Below are 17315 nucleotides of genomic sequence, written 5' to 3'. Positions count from 1 at the left end.
GAAGGCGAACCGCCCATCCCGGTCATTCCGGGGCGCCACGCAGTGGCGAGCTATGATGTGCAATTGCACATCAGAGAATCCATGTTTCCACCCGCATCTGTTGCTCGATGGATTCCGGGCTCGCCGCTTCGCGTCGCCCCGGAATGACAGGGTTTGTTGCGGCGGCGAGGTAGGGACAGGCCGCGTCGGCTAATGCGGGTTCTCCAGGCTGAACGTCTCCGACTGTTCGTCATAGGCGAACAGCTCGGCATAGCGTCCCCATGAGACGATGGTCTTCAGCGTCTCGTCCGCATAATCCTCGGACATGTAGTCCTCGAGCTCGTTGCGGAATCGCGCGGCGGGGGCTGTGTGGGACGGGCGTTCGTCAAGCACGCGTTTGATCAGGCCCATCACCGGCACGTAGCTGATCAGATGTTCGGCGAACAGTTTCTTGCGCGCGTCGGTTTCGAGATTGGCAAAGCGCAGACCGGCTTCGGTCAGCACCAGGTCGCCCTCGCTTAAGCGCGCGAACCGCAACAGCTGCAGCGCCTCGCCGAGATGCAGGATCTCGTCCGTCTCCATTTGCAGGCTGCCGGCGAGAACCGGCAGGTCGGCGTGGCCGTGATAGGGCGGCCCTGCCAGCGTCTCGATCAAGCCGGACAGTTCGTTGGACGAGACATGGCCGAGCGCCGTGCCGACGCCCGCGCCGGAAGCCGCCTCGGCTGCTGTGGTCGACTTGCCGTCGGTCCGCTGCGTCATGCGCCCATAGATGTTGTCGACGAGCTGCCGGAACGCCGGATCGAGGCGGTTGCGCGGATGCGGGAAATCGACCTTGATCTCGGTCGCCACTCTGCCGGGATTGGACGAGAACACGAGAATGCGGTCGCACATCAGCACCGCCTCCTCGATATTGTGCGTCACCATCAGCACCGATTTGATCGGCAGGCGGCCGTCGGTCCACAGATCGATCAGGTCGGTGCGCAGCGTTTCGGCGGTCAGGACGTCGAGCGCCGAGAACGGCTCGTCCATCAACAGCAGGTCCGGATGCACCACCAGGGCGCGCGCGAAGCCGACGCGCTGGCGCATGCCGCCGGACAATTCCTTGGGGTAGGCGGATTCGAAACCGTCGAGGCCGATCAGGTCGATCGCGGCGAGCGCGCGGGTGCGTCGTTCTGCGGCATCGATGCCGAGTGCTTCGAGCCCGAGCTCGACATTCTGCAGCACCGTGAGCCAGGGAAACAGCGCAAACGACTGGAACACCATCGCGACGCCGTTGGGGGGACCTGCGATCTTCTTGCCGCGGCAGACCGCCTCTCCCGAGGACGGGTCGACGAGGCCGGCGATGATCCGGAGCAGCGTCGATTTGCCGGAGCCGGAGCGGCCGAGCAGGCCGACGATCTCGCCGGCGCGGATGGTCAGGTCGACGTTTTCGAGCACCAGCAGGTTCTCGCCGCTGCCCTTGGGAAAGGAGCGACAGACGCCGCGGATATCGATGAGGTTAGGCTGAGCGGATTGTTCGAGCATGGCGGCTCCTCATCACCCGAGGCGAAGGCGGCGGGACAATGGCTCCTTGAACCGATCTCCCGCGATCCTTTCATTTGAGCACGATCTTCCTGTGAAGAGATGCTCTAGAATTCCCCGTGCAGCCTTCCCGCGAAGATGTGCACGGGGCCACGGTCGGCGTTATAGGCGGGGTTTGTGATGAACTGATAGTCCGCCGTCAAGGTGAAGTTCTTGCTGATCGAATACGCGTAGTACGTCTCGAAGATGCGCTCGTGGCTGTAGTTGAGCCGGCCGTCGCCGATCAGGAGGCCGAGGCCGCCAGCCGCCAGGAAATCGCGATGCGCGGCGGACAGGCCGTTGATCGCGCCGCCAATGCCGAACGTGTCGCTTGGCCGGCCCCAATAGCTGCCCTTGACCGACAGGCCGCCCGAAACGCTGCGGTCGACGTCGGTGAACGAGAGGATTTCGGCGCGGCCGTCGTTCCAGCTCGCGCGGGCAAACAGGCCAATGTCCGTGGCGAGCTGCTGCTCGAGGTTGGCGTAGAAGCCGTATTTGAGATTGTCGCGGCGGATGGCCGTCATCACGTTATTGATGTCGAGCGCCGGGTTCAGGCTCTCGATATCCAACGCCTCCTGATAGATGCCGGTATTGCCGCGATTGGCAAATGCGCCGAGCCGCAGCTTGCCGGGCTTGTCGGAGAGCGCATAGCGCCCTTCGAACTCGACCGCGGTGCCGCCGGTCTTAAAGGTCAGGACGTCGCTGTTGGGCGCATCAGGCACCTGGAACAGGCCGGCGCGCACCGCCCAGTCCTTGCGGTTGAACTCGACCACCGCGCCGCGCGTATAGCCAGGCAGGTCGGCCGGGAAGTCGTAGGCGGCAGAGGCCCACATCGCCCAGTTCATGAAATCGGCGCGCGGGTCCTTTGCATAGGAATTGCCGTCGAAGAAGTCGCCGACCGCAAAGCGCCCGACGACGACGGTGATGCGGTTGATGTCGCGCTTGCCCGGCAACTGGTTGGGACCATCGGCGACCTCTTCCTGCTCGCCTCCAAGTCCAAAGGTCTGCTTGAGGAAGTAGCGTTGCGGCCGCAGCTTCGGAAAGGCCGCTCCTGCCTTTTGCGCTTCGCCGTTGGGGAAACCGGCAAGGCCGAGCGTGCCGTTGATGCCGAAGCCCTGCGCCAGCTCCGGATTGAAATAGAGCTCGCCGCCTTCCCACAGCCTGAGGCCGAGAAACGCCGTCGTGGTCCAGGTCGCCTGGAGTTGTCCAGGCCCCGGCAGGCTGTTGGTGCCCATGTAGGGCGAGCGGAACGACGGATAGCCCTGCGGCAGGAACGTGGTCTGCGCATGCACATTCCAGTCGTTCGACTCGGGAAGTTTGGTCGGGCTTGCCGCGACCGGCCAAGGCGCGTCGCCAAACTGATAGTTCAAGCCGAACTTCAGCAGATGGAGATCGGGCTTGATGCTGACGGAGGGCAAGCCGAATTCGCCGAGGTCGTAGGTCCGTTGCGCGAGGTTGACATAATCGTATTCGAGCTTCGCGCTCCAATTGCCGCTCAGCGCGAATTCGGCACCTGCGCCGACGGTCCAGCCGGTGTGATATCGACCGGGGGTCGAGACGATCTCGCCGTCGGCGTCGTTGATCCTGACATGGCTGTGCCCCCAGGCGAAGCCGCCGGTCAGATAGGGCATCCACCATCCGAATGCGTAGCCGACGCGGCCACGCAAGGTGCCGGTGTAGTCGATCGAGCTCTGGAAAGGGCCCGGCACCAGCCGCGGCACGTCCGTGGGGCTGGTGAAGGTGGCGTCGGCCTCGATGCCGAGCACCATGCGATTGAAGAATTGGCGATTGTATCCGGCCTGGTAGCCGCCGAGCAGCCCGGTAACGGTCGGTGGAAAGAACACGGACTGTTCGGGGAGGGGATTGGTGCGTGGGCCCAGGCTGCCATCGCCGTAGCCGGTGTGGCCCCCCAGATAAAAGCCGGTCCAATCGTAGACGGCGGCGTAGGCGGGAGCCTTGAAGGCGATATCGGCGGCAACCGCCGGGCCGCTCAAGGCGACGGTCGCGGCCGCCGCGTGGCCGAGAATCTTCGCAAAGGATCGGCTGCAGGGCGGCATGGCGGAGATGCTTCCAAACTGGACGTCGCGAGGGTTCGGCGTGCCCGTTCCCGAAGCGTTGCTACGACGCCTTCCCGCACACGAAATCATCACGCCGCCTTTGCCCCGGTCGCATGTCCTGATTCCCCTCCATCGCGCCAGATCGGGGAAGCTACACCGTACCACAATCCCTATTGCGAATAATTCGCAATAGCAAGAAGCGGCGAGGCATTACCGCTGGATGGCATCGCTCAATGACAGTTTTGCAACGGAAGGCGCGATCATCTTGTCGCGGCCAGATCCGGATGTGGATGACCCGCCCGGGGGGACAGCCGGGCGGGTCCGGGTACGACACGGGGTGGATGAGGCGCCCGTGCCGGACGCACAATCCACGGTCGACGTGTTTTCGAGCGAAGGAGGTTTACCGGTTCGCGCCGCAATCAAGTTTACGCAGATTGCGTGGACTTATCTGTGCAGAAAACGCGTCAACCAAAACCGCTCCGTCGATCGATCAGAAATTGCAGGTACGCACGCGGCCCATGTAATTGCCGAACGCATCGTACTGGCGAACCCAGCCGCAGCGGCGATAGCCGTCGTAGTAGTAGCCGTTGTTCGCGGCGATGGCGCTGCCGACAACCGCTGCGCCGACGAGGCCGGCACCGACGCCCAAGCCCCAGTGGTGGTGGTGGAACGGCTTGGCTTGCGCCTGGGTGGTCGACGTCGCGATCGTGCCGGTGACAACGAGCGCGGCGAGAGCGAGAGCAGCAATCTTGGTCTTGATCGACATGGATAACTCCATCCTGTTGAAGGCGGCGCCGGGATGGCCCGCACGCACCGTTGGACGGAGCCTCCGCGATTTGGGTTCGAAGCGGAGGAGGAAGGCTATGGCTGTCGATTATTTTGCTGTCAGAACAGAGGCTTAGTGGATGAGCGCGGCCCGGCTGCGAGCTTGTTCACGTCGAAGTTATCGACGTCGATAAGCAGCTCGCAGAACGCGCGTGCGCCGTGATCGAGCAGGCGCTCGCCCTTCTCCGCGGCAGCCTTGGTCGCATCGCCGACCGCGCCGCTTGCGTGCAGGTCTTGCGTTTGCCAGGCGAACGGCGCGGGCCGTTGCGTCGACAGCCAGCGGTGATCCTTTTCGATGGCGATGCTGGCGGGACGAAAATCCGCGATCGCTTCGTTGCGCACCGTCTGCGGATAGCGCGCCAGCATGATCGAGGTCTCGGCCGCGCCGCCATGAATGCCGTGACGCACTTCTTCCGCATCGAACAGCTTGTCCGCCGCGCTCAGCCGCGACCAGCTTGTGGTGACCACCAGCATTTCATGTTGCGCACGCAGATCCTGCGCGACCAGGCTCATCGCGGCGCTGTTGCCGCCATGGCTCGTGACCATCACCAGCTTTTTGACGCCTGCGCGCGCCACGCTGTCGCCGAGCGTCGTCCACGTCTTCAATGCGACATCGGCCGGCAGCGTCAGCGTGCCAGGAAAGTCGATATGCTCGGTGGAAATGCCAACCGGCTGCAGCGGCAGGAAGGTCGCGGGGAGGCCGACGGGCAACAGCTCGCGCACCAGCGCCAGATAGGCTTCGGCGATCATGACGTCGGTGCCGAGGGGCAGATGCGGCCCGTGTTGCTCGGTCGCCGCGAGCGGCAATACCGCGATCCAGCGCGCCGGATCGGCGCCAGCGATCTCCGGCCAGCGGATTTCGGTCCAGTCGCGGGGTGGAACAGTCGAAGTCATTTCTCTGCCAAGCGTTCCTTTGCACGGATTTGCGAGGTAATTTGCCGGCCCTGCCGCGGGCGCATTCGGCGTCCATCACCCATCATGGGCCATAACCAGCGACGGAGTCCAACCATGAAGCGGGCCTTTTTGCTGCGAGCGTTAACCATAGCCGTGTGCGCCCTGGTTGCAGCCTTTGCGCCCGCAAAGGCGCAGAGCCTGGACAAGGTTTCGTTCGGCACCAACTGGGTCGCGGAGGCCGAGCATGGCGGCTTCTTCCAGGCGGTGGCCGACGGCACCTACAACAAATACGGCCTCGACGTCACCATCGTTCCCGGCGGTCCCAACAACAACAATCGCATCCTCCTGATCGCCGGCAAGATCGATTTCTTCATGAGTGCGAACTCGCTGCAATCCTTCGACGCGGTCACCAACAACGTGCCGCTGGTCGCCGTCGCCGCGATGTTCCAGAAGGATCCGCAGGTGCTGTTGACCCATCCTGACATCAAGGCAACCAAGCTCGAGGATCTGAAGCCGCTGACGCTGCTCGTCTCCAAGGAGGGTATGACGACCTACTTCCAGTGGCTCAAATCCGAATACGGATTCAGCGAGAGCAAGGTGAAGCCGTACACCTTCAACCCGCAGCCCTTCATCGTCGACAAGAAAAGCGCGATGCAGGGCTATGTCACCTCGGAGCCGTTCGCGGTGGAGAAGGCCGCAAGCTTCAAGCCCGGTATCTTCCTGCTCGCCGATTACGGCTTCAACACCTACTCGACCCTGATCGAGACCCGCCGCGACATGGTCGAGAAGAAGCCCGATCTCGTGCAGCGCTTCGTCGACGCCTCCATCATCGGCTGGTACAACTATCTCTACGGCGACAATGCCGCCGCGAATGCCATGATCAAGAAGCTCAATCCGGAAATGACCGACGAACTGCTCAGCTATTCCATCGACAAGATGAAGGAATACGGCATCGTCGATTCCGGCGACTCGCTGAAGAACGGCATCGGCGCCATGACCGACGAGCGGATGGCGAGCTTCTTCGACAAGATGGTGCGGGCCGGCGTCGTTCGCTCCGATATCGACTTCCGCCAGGCCTATACGCTGCGCTTCGTCAACAAGGGCGTTGGGCTCGACCTGCGGCCGAAGAACTAGGCACGAAGAGAGCTCTCGTGATGGCCGAGCCAGCCCCGAGCGAACTGGACGCCGGCTCCTCGCTTGCGGTGAGCCTGCGTGGGGTCACGAAGGTTTATGACAGCGGCGTCGCGGCGCTCGGCCCGCTCGATCTCGAGGTCAAGCGGGGAGAATTCGTGACGCTGGTCGGGCCGTCGGGGTGTGGCAAATCCACTGCGCTGCGGCTGATCGCTGGCCTTGCGGCGCCGACCGCCGGCACCGTCAGCGTCTCGCATCTCGCGGCGGAAGTACGCGGCCATCACTCGATCGGCTTCGTGTTCCAGGAGCCGACCCTGATGCCGTGGGCGAGCGTGCGTGACAATGTCCGCCTGCCGCTGAAGCTTGCCCATGCGCCGACGAGCGAGGCGGATGCGCGCATCGACGAGGCGTTGGCGCAGGTCGGGCTCGCCGAATTCGCACACGCCTATCCGCGCGAACTGTCCGGCGGCATGAAGATGCGCGTCTCGTTGGCCAGGGCGCTGGTCACCGATCCCGATATTCTCCTGATGGACGAGCCGTTCGCGGCGCTGGACGAGATCACGCGTTTCCGCCTCAACAACGATCTGCTCGCGCTCTGGCGCAAGCTGCACAAGACCGTGATCTTCGTCACCCATTCGGTGTTCGAGTCGGTGTATCTCTCGCAGCGCGTGATCGTGATGACGGCGCGGCCGGGGCGGATCGGCGCGGAGTTTCGCATCAGCGCGACCGAGCCGCGCAGCGAGGAATTCCGCACCTCCGCCGAATATGCCGGCTTCTGCCGCCAGGTCTCCAACGCGCTGGCGCCTGCCTATGCGGGACAGGCCGGCGCATGAAGTCCTCGCGGCATGCGGTCCGCCTGCTCTTGCCGGTCGTCGTCTTCGCGGCTGCCATCCTGCTGTGGGAAGCGATCGTTCGCGTCAACAATATCCAGCCCTATGTGCTGCCGGGGCCGGTGGCGGTGTTCCAGACACTGATTGGCGACTGGCCGGTGCTGTCGCAATCGCTGGGCGTCACGCTGCTGACCACGCTCGAAGGTTTCGTGGCGGCCGCGATCGGCGGCATCGCGCTGGCGCTGTTGTTCAACCAGTCGAAATGGCTGGAATATTCGCTGTTCCCCTATGCGGTGATCCTGCAGGTCACGCCGGTGATTGCGATCGCGCCACTGCTTCTGATCTATCTGCAGCAACAGACCGCGGTGGTGGTCTGCGCCTGGATCGTCGCCTTCTTTCCGGTCCTGTCCAACACCACGCTCGGGCTCAATTCGGTCGACCGCAACCTCGCCGGATTGTTCCAGCTCTACGGCGCGACGCGGCTGCAGACGTTATGCTTTCTGAAACTGCCCGCGGCGTTGCCGTTCATCCTCGGGGGGTTAAGGATCGCGGGCGGCCTGTCGCTGATCGGCGCCGTCGTGGCCGAGATCGCGGCCGGCACCGCGGGCGCAGGCTCCGGTCTCGCGTTCCGCATTGCCGAGTCCGGCTATCGTCTCAACATTCCACGTATGTTTGCGGCGTTGTTCCTGCTCTCGGTCGCCGGGATTGTCATCTATGGGGTGCTGGCGCTAATTTCGCACCTGGTATTGCGGCGCTGGCACGAGAGCGCGCTTGGAAAGGAAAGCTGATGGCTGCAACTATCTCTTCTGACAAGATCGACCTTTTGGTTTACGGGCCGATCCGTCCCATTCTGCAGAATGGCTTTCCCGATCAGTTCATCCTGCACACTGCGGAAAACCGCGCCGATCTCGAACGCTTGACGCCGGAGACCAAGGCCAGGATCCGCGGCATGGCCGTGACCTATCACACCGTGTCGACCGACAGGACCGTGCTGGCGCAATTCCCGAAGCTCGAGCTCGTCGCGAGCTTCGGCGTCGGCTACGACCATGTCGAGTCCGCCTATGCGCGTGAGCACAACATCATCGTCACCAACACGCCCGACGTTTTGACCGAAGAGGTCGCCGACGTCGCCATGGGCCTTTTGATCGCGACCCTGCGCGAATTCATCAAGGCCGACCGCTATGTGCGCTCCGGCCTCTGGCAGACGCAGAACTATCCCTTGAGCGTCGGCTCGCTGCGCGACCGCAAGGTCGGCATCGTCGGCATGGGTCGGATCGGGCAGGCGATCGGCCGCAGGCTCGAGGCTTCGCTCGTTCCCGTCGTCTATCATTCGCGCAATCCCGCGGCCGGCGTGTCCTACCAGCACTATCCCGACCTGATCGAGATGGCGAAGGCGGTGGATACGCTTGTCGTGATCGTGCCCGGCGGCGCCTCCACTGCGAAAATGATCAATGCCGAGGTGTTGAAGGCGCTCGGCCCGCGGGGCGTGGTGATCAACGTCGCGCGAGGTTCGGTCGTGGACGAGCCGGCGCTGATCGCGGCCTTGAAATCGGGGACCATCCTGGCCGCCGGTCTCGACGTGTTCGCCACCGAGCCGAACGTGCCGGACGAGCTGAAGTCGATGCAGAATGTCGTGGTGCTGCCACATATCGGTTCGGCTTCCGTGGTAACGCGCAATGCCATGGACCAGCTCGTGGTCGACAATCTCAAGAGCTGGTTCGCCGGCAAGCCGCCGCTCACGCCGGTTGCGGAGACCCCGGTAAAGGGACGTTGATCAGGGATCGTCGATGTCAGTCCGCCGTTTCAGCGTCGTGGCCGTGCTGCTGGCAATTGCCGGCGGCGCTGGACCTGCGTCGTCCCAGGATGCCTCGTCGCTGAAACAGGAAATGATCGGGCAGTGGGAGCTTGCCACCACTGAGCGCAGTAAGACCTGCGTCGTGACGCTAAAGGGCGATGCCACGGCGCAAGGCCTCAAGCTCGAACTCGAGCCTTCCTGTCCGGCGGCGCTGCCCTTCACCAAGGACATCGCCGCCTGGAACATCAAGGGCCTCGACATCGTGCGGCTGCAGAATGCGGCCGGCGAGCCGGTAATCGATTTCACCGAGGTCGAGAGCGGCATCTTCGAGGGGCACCGGACCGGCGAGGGCGTCTACATCCTGCAAAACCTCGCCGCGGCCCGCGCGCTCGCCAAATCGATGGACCAGATGATCGGAGACTGGTCCATGGTGCGCGGCAACGGACAGGCGATCTGCGGCCTGACGCTGACCAACACCGAAGCCGGCCAGGACAATTTCCAGGTCTTCCTGAAGCCGAAATGCGATCCGGCGGTGACGGCATTCGCGCCGACGGTTTGGCGGCTCGATCACGGCCAGATGCTGTTGATGTCGGAGAAGGGCGAGACCTGGCAGTTCGAGGCTGACGACAATGCGCAGTGGCGCAAGGTTCCCGACACCGCCGCCCCCCTGATCATGCTGCGTGATCAGTAGCGGCGCCGCAGGGCGTGACGATTCTTGTTTGACTCGGCGTGACCGCCGTTGTTCACCTCTCCCACAGGGAGAGGTCGGCGCGCAGCGCCGGACGACGGGTTACGGTCCCTCGATGGAGTTCATCCCCCTCACCCGGATCGCATTTTGCGATGCGATCCGACCTCTCCCCGATGGGGAGAGGTAAGGCACCTCCGACGTGGTACCAACTCGCCTGATCTCGCGATCCGCGCCCGTGGCGATCCGCTACTATCACCCGATGGCGGCGGCCTCGTTGGCGGCGCGCTGCATGCTCGACGACATCTCGCCGGTGACGACGCTCTGCTCCTCGACTGCGGCCGCGGTCGACGTCACATATTCTCCCACCGCCTCGATCGAGCGGCGGACCGTGCCCAGCGCAGTGACCACGTCGACGGAAATGCCATTGAGCGAGTCGATCTCGACGCCAATCTTGTCGGTCGCCTGCTTGGCCTGGTTGGCGAGGTTCTTGACTTCAGCGGCGACCACCGCAAAGCCACGGCCGGCCTCGCCGGCGCGCGCGGATTCGATGGTCGCGTTCAGCGCGAGCAGGTTGATCTGGCCGGTGATGTCGCCGATCATCTGCAGGATGCCGCTCATCGAGGCGGCCGCGGCGGTCAGCCGCTGCGCCTGGTGGTCGGCGGATTGCACATGGTCGGTGGCGGCCGCAGCCGTTTCCTTCGACTTGACCATCGCCTCCGAGATCTCGCGCACCGAGGCATTCAATTCCTCGGCGCCGGCCGCGACCTGCTCCATCATGCCGCGGACGCGCTCGCTCTTCAGTCGCGCGATCACCTGGGCGGTGACGTCGGAGGAGTATTTGACGACTTTGAACGGCCTGCCATTGAGATCCATGATCGGATTGTAGGAGGCCTGGATCCAGACTTCGCGTCCGCCGGCGCCGACGCGGCGAAACTCACCGGTCTGGTATTCGCCGCGATTCAGCGCAGCCCAGAATTCGCGATAGGCAGGCAGGTCACGCTCGGCCGGATCGACGAACATGCTGTGGTGACGGCCCTGGATGTCGTGCAGCGTGTAGCCCAGCGTCTTCAGGAAATTCGCGTTCGCCGTTTTTACCGTGCCGTCCATCGCGAACTCGATCACGGCCTGCGACTTGTCGATGGCCGCGATCTGGCCGGCAAAATCGGCATTGCGCAGCTTCTGCTCGGTCACGTCGGTGGCGAATTTGACCACCTTGAACGGCTTGCCGTTCTCGTCGAACACCGGATTGTACGACGCGAGAATCCAGACCTCCCTGCCGCCCTTGCCGATCCGCTTGAATTCGCCGGTCTCGAGTTCGCCCCGGTTCAGCTTCTGCCAGAACTCCCGATAGTTCGGGCTGTCGCGGAATGACGCCTCGACAAACATGCTGTGGTGCTTGCCCTGGATCTCGGCCAGCGAATAGCCGAGCGCGCGCAGGAAATTCTCATTGGCGGTGATGACAGTGCCGTCGAGATTGAATTCGATCACCGCCTGGACGCGGCCAATGGCCGTGGTCTGCGCCCGGAAGTCCAGGTTCTGCAGCCGGATCGAAGCATCGGACCATTCCACGGCGAAGCCTGAACGCTGCCCATCGTCGGTGGTCAGCGGCGTGATCATGAGATCAAAGGCACGGCCGCCGAGCCTGATGGTCTCCCGCTGCGGCGCCTTCAACTGTCCCAGAAGGTGGCGCTGGGCGGAATCCCTGTAAAACATGTCGATGCTGCTGCCGATCAGCTTGCCGACCGAGAAGGCCGGAAGCTCCTTGCGGATATCGGCTTCCGCGTCGGTGAGCAGCCTGGTCACCGCACGATTCATGTAGGTGATGGTCAGTGACGCATCTGCGATCATCAGGTTGGCAGTGATGACGTCGGCGGCAGTCTTGGCAATGTCACCGGCACGCGATTTCCGGCTTCCAAACATGTCTGGGTTCCTGCGTTGGCGGGCCAGGCGACGCAATTGTCGATCTGGTATTCATGATCGGCGAATCAAAATTCCAAATGTCACCAGAAGCTTCTCAGCATGGTGTGAACGGTCCCTTAAATATCCCGCTACCGCTGGCAAAATTGCCGAGCTCCGATATTGCGTCGCGGCCGAACACGCAAAACCGCGTGCTCGGCGCTTTCTTCGAGCAGTTCTTCACCCGCTCTCACCTGTCCTTGTGCTGGGACGAGGAACGCCCTTGGCGTGTGCGGCGTTGGCTGTTCATGTCTCGATCCGGCTTCTTCGGACCAGGAGCGCGCTATGGCGACGACCGTGCTTGCAATTGGCATCGATCCCGCATTCGCGGATTTCAGCGCCTTTCCGCAGCTCACGCCGGACCTCATCAGGAACTATATCGACGCGCAGATCGATCAGTTGCGCAGCCACGGCTATGAGGCGGACGCCTGCCTGGTCGACCTCGGCGATACGGCGGAGCAGGTGGTGGCCATGGCGCTCGAGTCGAAGCGGTTCGACTGCGTTGTCATTGGCGCCGGCCTGCGCGAGCCCGCCGAGCAACTGCTGCTGTTCGAGAAGATCATCAACCTCGTGCACCGGCTGGCACCGGAGGCCTCCATCTGTTTCAACGCGTCGCCTGCAGACACGATGGATGCGGTGCGGCGTTGGGTCGGGCCGTAACTCTTCGGCGATGCGAACGATCCGAGTGTTTCTCTCTCGAAGCTCCGCACACAATCACAACACTGATGTACCCCGACCGGGGAATCTGGTCAGGGCGCCGAGGGATGGAGTCTGTCGATGTAGTCGGTTACCTCCTTGTATGTGACCGGCTTGGCAAGGCTTTTCATCGGCGGCTCGCTACCTTTGCGGATCTCCAGGCTTTTTCCGTCACGAGCGTGCGTGACCTGATAACCGCGATACAACCAGGTTTTGCCTTCGGTCCAAGTCGGTCGTTCTTGCATCGGATCATCACTCCCTGACTGATCGGTTAACCTCTGGGGCCGGCGGTTAGTCTCTCAACAATCGAACGTGGTGTCACGGCGCCATCGCAATCGCACTAGATTGTGAACGTCGATTAATGAACGCTCGAGTAGTCGTTCGATACCAAGCTTTGCAGACGACGATTTATTGCAGTCACGTTTCCCACAGCAAAGATGCTAGCAAATGGCACCAAATCCGATCGTTATCGAAAACCAGAACACCGGCACCCCTCAAGAAGTATGGGACCTCAGCGGTCCGGCGGCCACCAATATCGAAGGCTTCGCCACCAGCATCAGCGTCAATAGTGGAAGCCAGATCGGCTTCAAGATCAATACCGATTCGACGAACTACCGGATCGACATCTATCGCCTTGGCTATTACGGCGGCGCCGGCGCTCGTTTCGTAACGTCCATTCAGCAGAACACCGCGTCGATCCAGCCGTCGCAACCGGACGGTGATCCGTCGATCGGTCTGTACGATGCCGCCAATTGGAACGTCACCGTCACGTGGACCGTCCCCGCGACGGCGGTCTCCGGCGTGTATATCGCAAAGCTTGTCCGTCAGGACACGACAGCCGGCGAAAGCCATATTACCTTTGTCGTCCGCAATGACGGTGTGGCGCGGGACATCGTCTTCAAGACCTGCGACACCACATGGCATGCCTACAACGGCTGGGGCGGTGCAAGCCTGTATGGAGGAAATGCGACGCAGAGTGGTGACGGGCGCGCTTTCAAAGTCAGCTACAACCGGCCCTTCGGTACTCGTGACGGCATTGGGCTATATGCTGGCCCGCAGGATTTCGTGTTCAGCGCGGAATATGCGGCAATTCGCTGGCTCGAGCGAAACGGATACGATGTGACCTACATCTCAACCGTCGACGCGGGGCCGGGCAACATCCCGCTGACGAACTACAAGGTGTTCATGTCGGTCGGACACGATGAATATTGGTCCGGCGATCTCCGGACCAATGTAGAGGCCGCACGTGATGCAGGCGTGCATCTCATCTTCATGAGCGGCAACGAGGTTTACTGGAAAACGCGATGGGAAGCGGATGCGAACGGCACGGCGAACCGCATTCTCGTCTGCTACAAGGAAACCCACGCCGCCGCAAAAATCGATCCGACGCCGGAGTGGACCGGCACCTGGCGCGATCCGAGCTTCAGCCCTCCGTCCGATGGAGGACGTCCTGAAAATGCGCTGACCGGCACCATCTTCCAGGTGGATTCATTTCGCGGCGACGCGATCACGATTCCCTCGAACCTCGCACAGTTCAGATTCTGGCGGAATACGGCGGTGCAAGCCGGCACGACCAGCTCTCTGGCAATCGGCATGCTTGGCTACGAATGGGACGAAGCGCCTGACAACGGTTTCCGGCCGGGCGGATTGATTGCAGTGTCATCGACGGTCCTTCCGGTGGACACCTATCTGCTCGATTATGGCAACACCACCGGCGCCCGGACTGCGACACATAATCTCGTCCTGTATCGCGCACCGAGCGGGGCAATCGTGTTCGGTACGGGAACGGTCTTCCTGTCTTTTGGCCTCGACACGACGCACGACTACTGCAACCTTGGCAGTGTGGGGCCGACGCCCGAGGATCCCAACGTACAGCAGGCCATGGTGAACGTGTTTGCGGACATGGGCGTGCAGCCGCAAACCCTGCAGACCAATCTCGTTGCCGCCAGCGCATCAACGGATCACACGCCACCGGTCTCGACGATCTCTACTCCCGCTTCAGGTGCAAGCCTTGTCCAGCAGCAAGCGGTGACGATTTCGGGCACCGCGAGCGATGTCGGCGGGCTGGTTGCGGTCGTCGAGGTCTCGACCGACGGCGGAACGACCTGGCACCCGGCCACAGGCACCACGAACTGGACATACACGTGGTGGCCACTGCAGCCGGGCACGTTTACCATCAAGTCCCGTGCTGTCGACGACAGCCTCAATATGGAGACACCCGCCGCCGGTGTAACCGTAAGCGTTATACCTGGAGCGGTCGTGAGCCTTTTCACGCCTGCTGATGCGCCGTTTGTGGTACTCGCCAACGATCCCTTGGCAATAGAGCTTGGTATCCGAGTGCAGATCAGCTCTGCCGGCACTGTCAGCGGTATCCGTTTCTACAAGGAGCCGCTCAACACCGGCCCGCACGTCGGCAATTTCTGGAGCGCCGACGGAACGTTGCTTGCAACCGCGGCCTTCTCCGGCGAAACGTCGAGCGGCTGGCAGCAGGTCAATTTTTCTACTCCGGTCACTGTCACTGCCGGCGCCACATATGTTGCGTCGTACCACACCGCTACGGGCCTCTATTCGGCGGACTTGAACTACTTCCTCAATACGCGGAGCGCGGGTCCGTTGCGCGCACCGGCCGCCGGCGCCAATGGTGTATTTGCCTATGGATCGACGAGCATTTTTCCCGCGAGTTCAAATCTGAACGGCAATTACTGGGTCGATTTGGTATTCAATCGCGCTGGTGGAACCGGGAACCTTCCACCCATCGCGAATGACGTCGGAGGCTTTATCACCCCTCCGAACTCCGTCCTGTTCATTCCGGCCGCCTCGATCCTGGCTAATGATACGGATCCAAATGGCTACACACTATCCATCTCAAGCGTCAGCAGCCCGGTCAATGGAACTGTAAGCTACGACGCAACAACGCAAGTCGTTAGCTTCACGCCGACGAGCGGTTACCTTGGGACAGCCAGTTTCATTTATACAATCACCAACGGCCATGGCGGCACCGCCTCCGCGACCGTATCGCTGACCGTGAGTGCCGGCACCGTCAGCTTGTTCGGTCCATCGACGACACCGGCAACGATCACAGTCAGCGACGCCAACCCGGTCGAACTCGGGGTCAAGTTCGAGACATCCGTTGCCGGCCAGGTCCTCGGAATTCTTTTCTACAAGGGTCCGCAAAACACAGGCACGCATGTCGTCAATCTGTGGACCTCGACGGGTACCCTGCTGGCCAGTGCAACATCCAGCAACGAAACCGCGAGTGGTTGGCAGACCGTGGGTCTGACCACACCGGTGACCTTGACCGCCAATACGATCTATGTCGCTTCCTATCACACCAACGGCTTCTATTCTGTGGACGGGAACTACTTCGCCACTGACCATACCAGTGGGCCGCTCACGGCCCCCAACAGCGCCGGCAGTAACGGCAATGGAGTCTTCTCCTACGGCGTCAGCGGCAGCTTCCCAACCAGCAGTTTCGACGCAAGCAACTATTGGGTCGATGTCCTTTTCAACCCGAGTGGCAGCGGAAACCTACCTCCCGTTGCGAACAACGACAGCGGATTTACAACGCTCCAGAATACAGTCCTTGCCATTCCGGCCGCTACGATTCTGGCCAATGACTCCGATCCCAACGGCTTTGCCCTGTCGATCTCGAGCGTCGGCGCCCCGATCAACGGAACGGTCAGCTACAATGCAACGACGCAGGTGGTCGATTTCACGCCGACCAGCGGCTACCTCGGAGCGGCGAGCTTCACATACACAATCACCAATGGCCACGGAGGGACCGCCTCGGCAACCGTCTCACTGACTGTTCTCCCATCCGCTGCCATCAGCCTCTTCACCGCCACGACCACCCCGGCAAACATCACGGTCAACGATTCCAATGCGGTCGAACTCGGGGTCAAGTTCGAGACGTCGGCCGGCGGCCTCGTCTTTGCAATTCTCTTTTACAAAGGGCCGCAGAACACTGGTCCGCATATCGTCAACCTATGGACTGAGACCGGGACCCTGCTAGCCAGCGCGACATCCACCAACGAGACCCCCGGCGGCTGGCAAACTGTCAATCTCGCTACACCGGTGGCTTTGACCGCCAACACGATCTACGTCGCTTCTTATCACTGTAACGGCTTTTACTCGGCGGACTCCAACTATTTCGCCGCCGACCATGTCAACGGCGCACTTACGGCGCCGGCCAGCGCGAGCAGCGGAGGCAATGGTGTCTATGTCTACGGCACCAGCAGCAGCTTCCCGACAAATACCTTCGGCGCCAATAACTACTGGGTCGACGTCTTGTTCGTCGCCGGCGCTGGGCCGTAAGCGTGACAAGCGGGAAATGCAAAGTGAACCGGCTGCCGGCTCAACCAATGGCATCACGCTCTAAGCCGAGGCCGCGATCAAGCCCTTCTTGATCGCGGCGTCCTCGCTGCTGAAGATGGCCATTGCCGTGAGCATGCGCCGGAAGCCGAGTTTTTCGTAAAGTCCCTCAGTCCCGGGATTGGCGTACAGGATGATCTTCCTGTGGCCGCGCGACAGATCCCGCAATCGCGTCGCGATCTCCTTGCCGAGGCCGCGCCCCTGAAAATGCGGATGGACCGCAATGTCGCAAATGTAGGAGCAATCGACACCATCAGCGACGGCGCGTCCTGCGCCGGCCAGGATGCCGTCGTCGAACGCGAAGCATTTGTACATGCTGTTTCCGAACGCGCGCTTCAGGTCCTCCGGTTTCTTGTCGCCCAGCGGAGCGATCCGATAGAGCTCGGACAGCACGTTCCAGTCGATCCGGTCCTGGTCGGATGTCCATTCCATGTCGTTGCTCCTCTCGGATCATGTGCTAGGCTGTGTGGACTCTTGGGATTCTCAAATCAGACGGAACGTGATTCAAGGCTTTCTTTTAGGAGGAAGCCTTG

The 17315-nt window shown here is 62.1% G+C and carries 14 protein-coding genes; 7 read left to right on the top strand and 7 right to left on the bottom strand.

Going from position 1 to position 17315, the window contains the following annotated elements; genetic code table 11:
• Window positions 1–189: 189 nt before the first annotated feature.
• From AC5ZG5_RS34610 to AC5ZG5_RS34595, 4 genes are all read right to left on the bottom strand, one after another.
• Window positions 190–1503 carry an ABC transporter ATP-binding protein gene (locus tag AC5ZG5_RS34610; RefSeq protein WP_130225267.1) on the bottom strand — a complete coding sequence of 438 codons (1314 nt, stop codon included), beginning with the start codon at window positions 1501–1503 and terminating at the stop codon, window positions 190–192.
• Window positions 1504–1607: 104 nt separating this feature from the next.
• Window positions 1608–3596, bottom strand: a complete 1989-nt coding sequence (locus AC5ZG5_RS34605) for a carbohydrate porin (protein ID WP_456645459.1) — start codon at window positions 3594–3596, stop codon at window positions 1608–1610.
• Window positions 3597–4086: 490 nt separating this feature from the next.
• Window positions 4087–4362: a hypothetical protein gene (locus AC5ZG5_RS34600; RefSeq protein WP_456645460.1), complete on the bottom strand. Its 276-nt coding sequence runs from the start codon at window positions 4360–4362 to the stop codon at window positions 4087–4089.
• 119 nt (window positions 4363–4481) lie between these two features.
• A complete protein-coding gene (locus AC5ZG5_RS34595; RefSeq protein ID WP_456645461.1) occupies window positions 4482–5315 on the bottom strand; it encodes a creatininase family protein in 834 nt (277 codons plus the stop codon).
• Window positions 5316–5429: 114 nt separating this feature from the next.
• Here AC5ZG5_RS34595 and AC5ZG5_RS34590 point away from each other — a divergent pair, with 114 nt between their 5' ends.
• The 5 genes from AC5ZG5_RS34590 to AC5ZG5_RS34570 are packed head-to-tail and all read left to right on the top strand — an operon-like array spanning window position 5430 to window position 9762.
• Complete coding sequence (locus tag AC5ZG5_RS34590) at window positions 5430–6449, top strand: ABC transporter substrate-binding protein (protein ID WP_456645462.1); 1020 nt, start codon at window positions 5430–5432, stop codon at window positions 6447–6449.
• 20 nt (window positions 6450–6469) lie between these two features.
• Window positions 6470–7279, top strand: a complete 810-nt coding sequence (locus tag AC5ZG5_RS34585; protein ID WP_130225272.1) for an ABC transporter ATP-binding protein — start codon at window positions 6470–6472, stop codon at window positions 7277–7279.
• A complete protein-coding gene (locus AC5ZG5_RS34580; RefSeq protein ID WP_208829218.1) occupies window positions 7276–8064 on the top strand; it encodes an ABC transporter permease in 789 nt (262 codons plus the stop codon). The genes AC5ZG5_RS34585 and AC5ZG5_RS34580 overlap by 4 nt, the downstream gene beginning before the upstream one ends.
• Window positions 8064–9050 carry a 2-hydroxyacid dehydrogenase gene (locus AC5ZG5_RS34575; protein WP_028163367.1) on the top strand — a complete coding sequence of 329 codons (987 nt, stop codon included), beginning with the start codon at window positions 8064–8066 and terminating at the stop codon, window positions 9048–9050. The genes AC5ZG5_RS34580 and AC5ZG5_RS34575 overlap by 1 nt, the downstream gene beginning before the upstream one ends.
• Window positions 9051–9063: 13 nt before the next feature.
• The gene (locus AC5ZG5_RS34570) at window positions 9064–9762 is read left to right on the top strand and encodes an AprI/Inh family metalloprotease inhibitor (protein ID WP_456645463.1); all 699 of its coding nucleotides are present in this window, start codon (window positions 9064–9066) and stop codon (window positions 9760–9762) included.
• Between the two features lie 249 nt (window positions 9763–10011).
• Here AC5ZG5_RS34570 and AC5ZG5_RS34565 read toward each other — a convergent pair whose 3' ends face one another.
• Entirely contained in the window at window positions 10012–11679 is a 1668-nt protein-coding gene (locus AC5ZG5_RS34565) for a methyl-accepting chemotaxis protein (RefSeq protein ID WP_456645464.1), read from the bottom strand.
• Window positions 11680–12000: 321 nt separating this feature from the next.
• Here AC5ZG5_RS34565 and AC5ZG5_RS34560 point away from each other — a divergent pair, with 321 nt between their 5' ends.
• Window positions 12001–12375 carry a hypothetical protein gene (locus AC5ZG5_RS34560; RefSeq protein ID WP_028163370.1) on the top strand — a complete coding sequence of 125 codons (375 nt, stop codon included), beginning with the start codon at window positions 12001–12003 and terminating at the stop codon, window positions 12373–12375.
• Window positions 12376–12464: 89 nt separating this feature from the next.
• On the opposite strand, the gene AC5ZG5_RS34555 is transcribed toward AC5ZG5_RS34560, so the two are convergent.
• The gene (locus AC5ZG5_RS34555; protein ID WP_130225277.1) at window positions 12465–12656 is read right to left on the bottom strand and encodes a hypothetical protein; all 192 of its coding nucleotides are present in this window, start codon (window positions 12654–12656) and stop codon (window positions 12465–12467) included.
• A 202-nt stretch (window positions 12657–12858) separates the two neighbouring features.
• Here AC5ZG5_RS34555 and AC5ZG5_RS34550 point away from each other — a divergent pair, with 202 nt between their 5' ends.
• Window positions 12859–16725 carry a DUF4082 domain-containing protein gene (locus AC5ZG5_RS34550; protein WP_456645465.1) on the top strand — a complete coding sequence of 1289 codons (3867 nt, stop codon included), beginning with the start codon at window positions 12859–12861 and terminating at the stop codon, window positions 16723–16725.
• Window positions 16726–16785: 60 nt separating this feature from the next.
• Here the strand turns inward: AC5ZG5_RS34550 and AC5ZG5_RS34545 are convergent, their stop codons facing one another.
• On the bottom strand, window positions 16786–17214 hold the full coding sequence (locus AC5ZG5_RS34545) for a GNAT family N-acetyltransferase (protein ID WP_456645466.1): 429 nt from the start codon (window positions 17212–17214) through the stop codon (window positions 16786–16788).
• Window positions 17215–17315 lie beyond the last annotated feature (101 nt).

Source organism: Bradyrhizobium sp. Ses1 (assembly GCF_059512365.1).
Note: the sequence above shows the minus strand (reverse complement) of the source record. Positions and strands in the feature narration are given on the sequence as shown.

What these genes read in the sequence shown, in the direction of transcription:
- AC5ZG5_RS34610 (WP_130225267.1), bottom strand. Translation starts at nt 1,503, where the DNA reads ATGCTCGAACAATCCGCTCAGCCTAACCTCATCGATATCCGCGGCGTC.
- AC5ZG5_RS34605 (WP_456645459.1), bottom strand. Translation starts at nt 3,596, where the DNA reads ATGCCGCCCTGCAGCCGATCCTTTGCGAAGATTCTCGGCCACGCGGCG.
- AC5ZG5_RS34600 (WP_456645460.1), bottom strand. Translation starts at nt 4,362, where the DNA reads ATGTCGATCAAGACCAAGATTGCTGCTCTCGCTCTCGCCGCGCTCGTT.
- AC5ZG5_RS34595 (WP_456645461.1), bottom strand. Translation starts at nt 5,315, where the DNA reads ATGACTTCGACTGTTCCACCCCGCGACTGGACCGAAATCCGCTGGCCG.
- AC5ZG5_RS34590 (WP_456645462.1), top strand. Translation starts at nt 5,430, where the DNA reads ATGAAGCGGGCCTTTTTGCTGCGAGCGTTAACCATAGCCGTGTGCGCC.
- AC5ZG5_RS34585 (WP_130225272.1), top strand. Translation starts at nt 6,470, where the DNA reads ATGGCCGAGCCAGCCCCGAGCGAACTGGACGCCGGCTCCTCGCTTGCG.
- AC5ZG5_RS34580 (WP_208829218.1), top strand. Translation starts at nt 7,276, where the DNA reads ATGAAGTCCTCGCGGCATGCGGTCCGCCTGCTCTTGCCGGTCGTCGTC.
- AC5ZG5_RS34575 (WP_028163367.1), top strand. Translation starts at nt 8,064, where the DNA reads ATGGCTGCAACTATCTCTTCTGACAAGATCGACCTTTTGGTTTACGGG.
- AC5ZG5_RS34570 (WP_456645463.1), top strand. Translation starts at nt 9,064, where the DNA reads ATGTCAGTCCGCCGTTTCAGCGTCGTGGCCGTGCTGCTGGCAATTGCC.
- AC5ZG5_RS34565 (WP_456645464.1), bottom strand. Translation starts at nt 11,679, where the DNA reads ATGTTTGGAAGCCGGAAATCGCGTGCCGGTGACATTGCCAAGACTGCC.
- AC5ZG5_RS34560 (WP_028163370.1), top strand. Translation starts at nt 12,001, where the DNA reads ATGGCGACGACCGTGCTTGCAATTGGCATCGATCCCGCATTCGCGGAT.
- AC5ZG5_RS34555 (WP_130225277.1), bottom strand. Translation starts at nt 12,656, where the DNA reads ATGCAAGAACGACCGACTTGGACCGAAGGCAAAACCTGGTTGTATCGC.
- AC5ZG5_RS34550 (WP_456645465.1), top strand. Translation starts at nt 12,859, where the DNA reads ATGGCACCAAATCCGATCGTTATCGAAAACCAGAACACCGGCACCCCT.
- AC5ZG5_RS34545 (WP_456645466.1), bottom strand. Translation starts at nt 17,214, where the DNA reads ATGGAATGGACATCCGACCAGGACCGGATCGACTGGAACGTGCTGTCC.